At 37.8% G+C, this 508-nt stretch carries 2 pseudogenes; one reads left to right on the plus strand and one right to left on the minus strand.

The features are described from left to right. Nucleotides 1–82, plus strand: a pseudogene (locus tag AVJ19_RS21260) (transposase); the annotation flags it as partial. 62 nt (nt 83–144) lie between these two features. Here AVJ19_RS21260 and AVJ19_RS21265 read toward each other — a convergent pair. Continuing rightward, nucleotides 145–508 (minus strand): annotated as a pseudogene (locus AVJ19_RS21265) (transposase); the annotation flags it as partial.

Below are 508 nucleotides of genomic sequence, written 5' to 3' on the forward strand. Positions count from 1 at the left end.
TGCAAGTCGGGGGAAAACCTCTGTAGATTGGTTTTATGGTTTCAAAATTCATTTGATTTGCGATCATGTTGGACGCTTAGTTTAGAGGTGGTCCCACTTGTTTGAACAACTAAAAGCATATTTATAAGTGATATTCCGCTCTAGTTAAGCCACCTTGTTTTGTTGGGGTAGCTGATCATAGTAAAACTCATTTAGCCTTGCGAAGCAGTGCTTCTCATGTCTAGACTCGAATGAGGTCGTTTCAGATTATAAAACTCAAAATATGCACTCAATTGCTTTTTCGCATCTGTGACACTGCTATAAGCTTTGAGATACACCTCTTTATATTTAACGCTCCGCCATAATCGTTCAACCATCACATTATCTACCCATCGACCTTTACCATCCATACTGATTTGAATGCCATTTGATTTCAATACATCAATAAATGCATCACTGGTGAACTGACTGCCTTGGTCTGTATTCAATATTTCAGGTGATCCATATTTTTCAATCGCTTCATTTAAAG

Origin of the sequence: Acinetobacter sp. CFCC 10889 (genome assembly GCF_003268395.1) — a bacterium.
In the GTDB taxonomy this organism is placed as follows: domain Bacteria; phylum Pseudomonadota; class Gammaproteobacteria; order Pseudomonadales; family Moraxellaceae; genus Acinetobacter.